General features: G+C 70.7%; 6 protein-coding genes. 3 read left to right on the forward strand and 3 right to left on the reverse strand.

What is annotated here, in order from left to right; translation table 11 throughout:
• Positions 1-49 precede the first annotated feature (49 nt).
• The gene (locus J0670_RS23790) at positions 50-511 is read right to left on the reverse strand and encodes a GNAT family N-acetyltransferase (protein WP_207813690.1); all 462 of its coding nucleotides are present in this window, start codon (positions 509-511) and stop codon (positions 50-52) included.
• 100 nt (positions 512-611) lie between these two features.
• Entirely contained in the window at positions 612-1,403 is a 792-nt protein-coding gene (locus J0670_RS23795; RefSeq protein WP_207813691.1) for a VOC family protein, read from the reverse strand.
• A gap of 179 nt (positions 1,404-1,582) precedes the next feature.
• Between J0670_RS23795 and J0670_RS23800 the strand changes: the two genes are divergently transcribed.
• The 3 genes from J0670_RS23800 (at position 1,583) to J0670_RS23810 (ending at position 6,610) form a co-directional block, all read left to right on the forward strand.
• Positions 1,583-3,817, forward strand: a complete 2,235-nt coding sequence (locus J0670_RS23800) for an ATP-dependent RecD-like DNA helicase (protein ID WP_207813692.1) — start codon at positions 1,583-1,585, stop codon at positions 3,815-3,817.
• Between the two features lie 225 nt (positions 3,818-4,042).
• Positions 4,043-5,332: a citrate synthase gene (locus tag J0670_RS23805; protein WP_207813693.1), complete on the forward strand. Its 1,290-nt coding sequence runs from the start codon at positions 4,043-4,045 to the stop codon at positions 5,330-5,332.
• A 558-nt stretch (positions 5,333-5,890) separates the two neighbouring features.
• Positions 5,891-6,610 (forward strand): SDR family NAD(P)-dependent oxidoreductase, encoded by a 720-nt coding sequence (locus J0670_RS23810; RefSeq protein WP_207813694.1) that lies wholly within the window; start codon positions 5,891-5,893, stop codon positions 6,608-6,610.
• A gap of 109 nt (positions 6,611-6,719) precedes the next feature.
• Here J0670_RS23810 and J0670_RS23815 read toward each other — a convergent pair.
• Positions 6,720-7,670 (reverse strand): cation-translocating P-type ATPase (locus tag J0670_RS23815; protein WP_207813695.1); only part of this gene is annotated, 951 nt, incomplete at its 5' end.

Here is a 7,670-nt window from a genome sequence, read left to right on the forward strand (position 1 = left end):
CTTCTGAAGAGCCCTCATCCGGGAAACCGGATGGGGGCTCTTCGCGTTTTCAGAGCTTGAGTTTGAATCCGAGGTGCGAAGCCTCGAAACCGAGCCGTTCGTAGAAGCGGTGCGCGTCGGTGCGCGTCGCGTCGGAGGTGAGCTGGACGAGGTCGGCGCCGAGTTCGCGGGAGCGTTCGACGGCCCACCGGATCAGTTCGCTCCCGAGTCCGCTGCCGCGTTCGTCGGCGTGGATCCGGACGGACTCGATGATCGCGCGGGTGGCGCCCTTGCGGGAGAGGCCCGGGACGACCGTGAGTTGGAGGGTGCCGACGGCGCGGCCGGCGCGGTCGGCGACGACCAGGTGCTGGTGGGGGTCGCCGTCGATGCGGGCGAAAGCGGTGCGGTACGGGGTGAGGTCGTCAGGGCTCTCGCGGGTGGCACCCAGGGGGTCGTCGGCGAGCATGGCCACGATCGCGGGCAGGTCGTCCTCGGTGGCTCGTCGAATCGCCAGAACAGCCGTCTCAGTCATGATCAGAGGATAGAAGCTTCCGTTTGTTGCACCACGTCCTATCTACGCCCGTAGCACCCCTTCACGGCCCTTCTGAAGGGTCGTAGGACCCCATGGGGCGTCACTCCCCGGGCCTGGCACTGGTGATGACGGCGAAGACGGCGCCGTGCGGGTCGATCAGCTGGGCGAGGCGGCCGACGCCGTGCACGTCCATCGCCGGGATCCGGACCGTCGCGGCGAGCTTGTCGGCGATGGCGAGGGCGGCGTCCACGTTGGGGACCTCGAAGTACGGGAGCCAGTGCGAGGTGGTGCCGCGCGCGGTGTGTTCGGGGCCGAGTTGCATGATGCCGCCGTGGGCGTCGCCGGTGCCCCCGCCGGCCGGGGTGAGGACGGTGTAGAGGACCTCGCCGAGCGGGACGTCCTGCTCCTGCCAGCCGAAGACGGTGCGGTAGAAGGTCTTGGCGCGCTCGGCGTCGACGCTGTAGCACTCGGCCCAGCAGAGGCTGCCCTCGTCGTTGACGAGGCCGAGCCCGCGGGTGTCGTGCGGCTGCCATACCGCGAAGTCGGCGCCGGTGGGATCGGTGTAGCCGGCCATCCGGCCGGCGGTGAAGACGTCGAAGGGGGCGAACCGGACGCGGCCGCCGGCCTGTTCGACCAGGGCGGTGGTGCGGTCGGCGTCGGGGGTGGTGAAGTACAGGGTCCAGCCGGGCAGGGCGCCCTCCTCGGCGAGCGGGCCGAGGGCGGCGACGGTGCGGCCTTCGAGCTGGAAGAAGCCGTAGCCGCCGGCTTCGGGGCCGGCCGAGTCGAAGGTCCAGCCGAACAGCGCGGTGTAGAAGTCGACGGAGGCCCGGGTGTCGGGGCTGCTCAGGTCGAGCCAGTTCGGAGCGCCGGGGCGGAAGTCGGTGTTGAGCATGGCGGCACTGCTCCTCGGACGGGGCCCGTGCGGGTGCGGGCGCGATCGGCGACCCCCTTGGCTCCTTACAGCGTGGCACCTCGGTGGGGAGGGTGCACGGCGGGGTTCGGGGCTTGTCGGGGCCTGGCGGTACGGTGCGTGGCGGAAGGAACCACCCGTACCGGTCGAAGGGGACTCCGGTGGCCAAGCAGGCGCAGTCGGGGCAGCAGGCGCCGCGCCAGCTCGCAGAGGTCGAGGGCGTGCTGGAGCGGATCACCTATGCCAACGAGGAGACCGGCTACACGGTGGCCCGGGTCGACACCGGCCGGGGCGGGAACGACCTGCTGACCGTGGTGGGCGCGCTGCTGGGGGCGCAGGTCGGCGAGTCGCTGCGGCTGCACGGGCGGTGGGGTTCGCACCCGCAGTACGGGCGGCAGTTCACGGTGGAGAACTACACCACGGTGCTGCCGGCCACGATCCAGGGCATCCAGCGCTACCTGGGCTCCGGGCTGATCAAGGGGATCGGGCCGCGGTTCGCCGAGCGGATCGTGGAGCGCTTCGGGGTGGACACCCTGGAGGTGATCGAGAACGAGCCGGGCCGGCTGATCGAGGTGCCGGGGCTGGGGCCGAAGCGGACGAAGAAGATCGCGGCGGCCTGGGAGGAGCAGAAGGCCATCAAGGAGGTGATGGTCTTCCTCCAGGGGGTCGGGGTGTCGACCTCCTTGGCGGTGCGGATCTACAAGCAGTACGGCGACTCCTCGATCGGCGTGGTGAAGAACGAGCCGTACAAGCTGGCGGCGGACGTCTGGGGCATCGGCTTCCTGACGGCGGACCGGATCGCCCAGGCGGTGGGCATCCCGCACGACAGTCCGGAGCGGGTGAAGGCGGGCTTGCAGTACGCGCTGTCGCAGAGCAGCGACCAGGGGCACTGCTACCTGCCGGAGGAGCGGCTGATCGCGGACGGCGTGAAGTTGTTGCAGGTGGACGTGGGGCTGGTGATCGACTGCCTGGCCGAGCTGGTCGCGGCCGAGGGCGTGGTGCGCGAGACGGTGCCGGGGGACGAGGGGGAGCCGATCACCGCGGTCTACCTGGTGCCGTTCCACCGGGCGGAGATCTCGCTCGCCAACCAGCTGCTGCGGCTGCTGCGTTCGGACTCCGACCGGATGCCGTGGTTCGGTTCCGTGGACTGGCCGGTGGCGCTGGAGTGGCTGGCGAAGCGGACCGGGGCGGAGCTGGCGCCGGAGCAGGAGCAGTCGGTACGGCTGGCGCTGACCGAGCGGGTGGCGGTGTTGACGGGTGGTCCGGGCTGCGGCAAGTCGTTCACGGTCAAGTCGATCGTGACGCTGGCGCTGGCGAAGCGGGCGAAGGTGGTGCTGGCGGCGCCGACCGGCCGGGCGGCCAAGCGGCTGTCGGAGCTGACCGGGGTGGAGGCCTCGACGGTGCACCGGCTGCTGGAGCTGAAGCCGGGCGGGGACGCCGCGTACGACCGGGACCGGCCGCTGGACGCGGACCTGGTGGTGGTGGACGAGGCCTCGATGCTGGACCTGATCCTGGCGAACAAGCTGGTCAAGGCGGTGCCGATGGGCGCTCACCTGCTGTTCGTGGGGGATGTGGACCAGCTGCCCTCGGTGGGAGCCGGCGAGGTGCTGCGGGACCTGCTGGCCGAGGGCGGGCCGATCCCGTCGGTGCGGCTGACCCGGATCTTCCGGCAGGCGCAGCAGTCGGGCGTGGTGACCAACGCGCACCGGATCAACGAGGGGAAGCCGCCCCTGACGGAGGGTCTGGCGGACTTCTTCCTGTTCGTGGAGGACGACGCGGAGCGGGCGGCCGGGCTGACGGTGGACGTGGTGGCGCGCCGGATCCCGCAGAAGTTCGGCTTCGACCCGCGCCGGGACGTGCAGGTGCTGGCGCCGATGCACCGGGGCCCGGCCGGGGCGGGGAACCTGAACACGCTGTTGCAGGGGGCGGTGACGCCGGCCCGGGAGGGGTTGGCGGAGCGGCGCTTCGGCGGGCGGACGTTCCGTGTCGGGGACAAGGTCACCCAGGTCCGCAACAACTACGACAAGGGGCGGAACGGCGTCTTCAACGGCACAGTGGGAGTGGTGACCGCCCTCAGTGTGGACGACCAGCGGCTGACGGTGCTCACCGACGAGGACGAGGAGGTGGTGTACGACTTCGACGAACTGGACGAGCTGGCCCACGCGTACGCGGTGACGATCCACCGCTCGCAGGGCAGCGAGTACCCGGTGGTGGTGATTCCGGTCACCATGTCCGCTTGGACGATGCTCCAGCGGAACCTGCTCTACACCGCCGTGACCAGGGCCAGGAAGCTCGTGGTGCTGGTCGGGTCACGGAAGGCGATCGCGCAGGCCGTGCGGGCCGTCAGCGCAGGTCGGCGGCACGCGGCGCTCGATCATCGGCTTGCTTCTGGATGATTATCTAACAAGATGGTTGCCTCTAAGGTTCTCTTGACGTGAAGAGATTTACGGCAGAGCCTAGGGTGGTGCCGATCTTGTCCGGTTCGTACCGGCTGCGGCGGCAGGTTTTGTAGGGGCGGGCCCTTCCGGGCCACCCCGGGTGCGCGGCTGTCCTCCGGATGGGGGATGGTAGAGACAGTCAGGGCACCTTGGAAGAGGATTCATTTCGTCGGTGAGGAAGACGTGAGCGACAACTCGGTAGTACTGCGGTACCAGGACGGCGAGTACGAATACCCCGTCGTCGAGAGCACTGCGGGCAACTCCGGCTTCGACATCTCGAAGCTGCTCCCGCAGACCGGCCTGGTCACCCTGGACAACGGCTTCGGTAACACCGCCGCGTACAAGTCCGCGATCACCTTCGTGGACGGTGACAACGGCATCCTGCGGTACCGCGGCTACCCGATCGAGCAGCTCGCAGCGCAGGGCGGCTTCATCGAGACCGCGTACCTCCTGATCAACGGCGAGCTGCCCAACGCGGACCAGCTGTCGGAGTTCAACCGCGAGATCACCCAGCACACCCTGCTGCACGAGGACGTCAAGCGCTTCTTCCAGGGCTTCCCGCGGGACGCCCACCCGATGGCCATGCTGTCCTCGGTGGTCGGTGCGCTCTCCACCTTCTACCCGGAGAGCCACAACCCCTTCGACGCGGCCCAGCGCCACCTGTCGACCGTCCGCCTGCTGGCCAAGCTGCCGACGATCGCGGCCTACGCGTACAAGAAGGCGGTGGGCCAGCCCTTCGTCTACCCGCGCAACGACCTGAGCTACGTCGAGAACTTCCTGCGGATGACCTTCGCCGTCCCCGCCGAGGACTACGAGCTCAACCCGGTCGTCGTCAACGCGCTGGACAAGCTGCTCATCCTGCACGCGGACCACGAGCAGAACTGCTCGACCTCCACCGTGCGCCTGGTCGGCTCCAGCCACGCCAACCTGTTCGCCTCCATCTCGGCCGGCATCTCGGCCCTGTGGGGCCCGCTGCACGGCGGCGCCAACCAGGCCGTGCTGGAGATGCTGGAGAGCATCAAGAAGGACGGCGGCGACGTCGACGCGTTCATCACGAAGGTGAAGAACAAGGAAGCCGGCGTCAAGCTCATGGGCTTCGGCCACCGCGTCTACAAGGCGTTCGACCCGCGCGCCGCGCAGGTCAAGCTGCTCGCGCACGAGGTCCTCGGCCAGCTCGGCAAGAACGACGAGCTGCTGGACATCGCGCTCAAGCTGGAGGAGCACGCCCTCAAGGACGACTTCTTCATCTCGCGCAAGCTGTACCCGAACGTGGACTTCTACACCGGCCTGATCTACCGCGCCATGGGCTTCCCGACCAGCATGTTCACCGTGCTGTTCGCCCTCGGCCGGCTGCCGGGCTGGATCGCCCACTGGCACGAGATGATCAACGACCCGACCAGCCGGATCGGCCGTCCGCGCCAGATCTACACCGGCACCGCGATCCGCGACTACGTCCCGCTCGACGGGCGCTGACGCGCGCACCCCGCGGAAACGCACGCACTCCGCGGAAAGGGGCCCGGCCGCCTGAGCGGCCGGGCCCCTTCGCGTCCCCGCGCCCGGGGCCCGAAGGGCCCGTGGGCGGAGGCAACCGTACGGCGCACGACTCCGGGGCCGGCCGCAACCGGGGACGGCCGCTCAAAGCGTCCCTGGCCCGCCACAACCCCGGCGCCGTGCGCGAAGGCCGTCGAGAGTGACGACCGTTCCCGGGGCCCGCCGGAGCCCCGTCGGCGACAGCCGGTGGAAGCGCCGGGACGCGTTGCCGTTTGATCGCGTCCCAGCCCATCGGAAAAACTGCCGCACTACCAACCTAAGACGTATCAGGGTGCGAGAAGTTACGCCCGGGGGGTGTGAGCTGCCTCTCGCCACGCTCCGTAGGCGCTTCGTTCCGCGCCCATATCACACCTTCCAGCGCGCGCGACGTCACCCTCCCCGCAGTCACGGCAACCGAGCGTGATAGGAATCGTGGCATTCCGGTACGGACCGCCGCGCACCCTTGCAGCGCGGCGGCGGAACTGGGGAGGGAGTGCGCAGATGGCCAGGAACGTCGTTGTCACCGGCGGTGGCACGGGAATCGGGTACGAAGTCGCGCGGCGGTTCGCCGAAGCGGGCGAGAACGTGGTGATCGTGGGCCGCCGCCGGGCGGTCCTGGAGAAAGCCGCGGTCGACCTCGGGCCGAACGTCACCCCGCTGGTGTGCGACCTCGCCGACCCGGACGCCGTGGAGGCCGCGCTCGACGAACTGCCCCGCCGGATCGACGTGCTGGTGAACAACGCCGGCAGCCGGGAGACCGTCGTCGGAGGCGGCCCGCACGCCCTGCTGGCGCGCTGGCGCGGCGACTTCGAGCGCAACGTGCTGACCGTGGTGCTGCTCACCGAGTCGATCCGGGACCGGCTCACCCCCGGCTCCGGCCGGGTGGTCACCATCAGCTCCATCGCCGCCCTGCGCGGGGCCGGCAGCTACGGCGCGTCGAAGGCCTCGCTGCACGCCTGGAACCACTTCCTGGCCGCGCAGTTGGGGACCTCGGGCATCACCGCCAACATCGTCGCGCCGGGGACGGTCGCCGGCACCGAGTTCTTCGGACCGAGGCTGGACGAGGCCGAGGTGGCCCGCCGGGCGGCGCGCACGCTGCTCGGCCGGATCGGCGAGACCGGCGAGGTCGCGGCGGCGGTGCACTTCCTCGCCTCGCCCGAGGCCGGGTTCATCACCGGCGAGATCCTGCACTGCAACGGCGGCGAGCTGCTGGGGCGTTGAGGCGTGACGAGGGCCCCGGGCCGATCCCTGAGTTCCGGGGATCGGCCCGGGGCCCTCGTGTTGCCGGCCCTCGTGCCGTCGGCCTTCGTTCCGCAGGGGCCGAGGGGCCTCAGGCGGGCCGGAAGCGGCGCAGGCGCAGGCTGTTGCTGACGACGAAGACCGAGGAGAAGGCCATCGCGGCCCCCGCGATCATCGGGTTGAGCAGTCCGGCGGCGGCCAGCGGGATCGCCGCCACGTTGTAGCCGAAGGCCCAGAACAGATTGCCCTTGATGGTGCCGAGGGTCTTGCGGGAGAGCCGGATGGCGTCGGCCGCCGAGCGCAGGTCGCCGCGGACCAGGGTGAGGTCGCTCGCCTCGATCGCGGCGTCGGTGCCGGTGCCCATCGCCAGGCCGAGATCGGCCTGGGCGAGCGCGGCCGCGTCGTTGACGCCGTCGCCGACCATCGCGACCGAACGGCCCTCGGACTGAAGCCGCTTGACGGTTTCGACCTTGTCCTCGGGCAGCACCTCGGCGACCACGTCCTGCGGGTCGATGCCGACCTCGGCCGCGACCGCCTCGGCCACCGCCCGGTTGTCGCCGGTCAGCAGCACCGGGGTCAGGCCCAGGGCGCGCAGCTCGGCGACGGCCTCGGCACTGGTCGGCTTGACCGCGTCCGCGACCTCCAGCACGGCCCGGGCCTCGCCGTCCCAGCCGACCGCGATCGCGGTGCGGCCGACTGCCTCGGCGGCGGCCTTGGCGCGGGCCAGGACGGGCGGCAGGTGCTGTGCGCGGTCGGCCAGCAGGGCCTCACGCCCGGCCAGTACCGTACGGCCGTCCACGACGCCCTCAACGCCCCGCCCGGGCACGTTCCGGAAGCCCTCGACCGGGGGCAGTGCGCCGGTCCGGTCGGCGGCGGCCTCGGCGATCGCCCGGGCGATCGGGTGCTCGGAGGCGTGCTCCACGGCGCCGGCCAGCCGCAGTGCCTCGGCCTCGGTGACGCCCTCGGCGGTGTGCACGGCGAGCAGGGTCATCCGGCCGGTGGTGACGGTGCCCGTCTTGTCCAGGACGACGGTGTCGACCTC

Origin of the sequence: Streptomyces sp. FH025 (assembly GCF_017427025.1) — a bacterium.
Taxonomy (GTDB): Bacteria; Actinomycetota; Actinomycetes; order Streptomycetales; family Streptomycetaceae; genus Kitasatospora.

Bases quoted from the DNA above. Each gene is read 5' to 3' on its own strand.
- J0670_RS23790 (WP_207813690.1), bottom strand. From the start codon at position 511: ATGACTGAGACGGCTGTTCTGGCGATTCGACGAGCCACCGAGGACGAC.
- J0670_RS23795 (WP_207813691.1), bottom strand. From the start codon at position 1,403: ATGCTCAACACCGACTTCCGCCCCGGCGCTCCGAACTGGCTCGACCTG.
- J0670_RS23810 (WP_207813694.1), top strand. From the start codon at position 5,891: ATGGCCAGGAACGTCGTTGTCACCGGCGGTGGCACGGGAATCGGGTAC.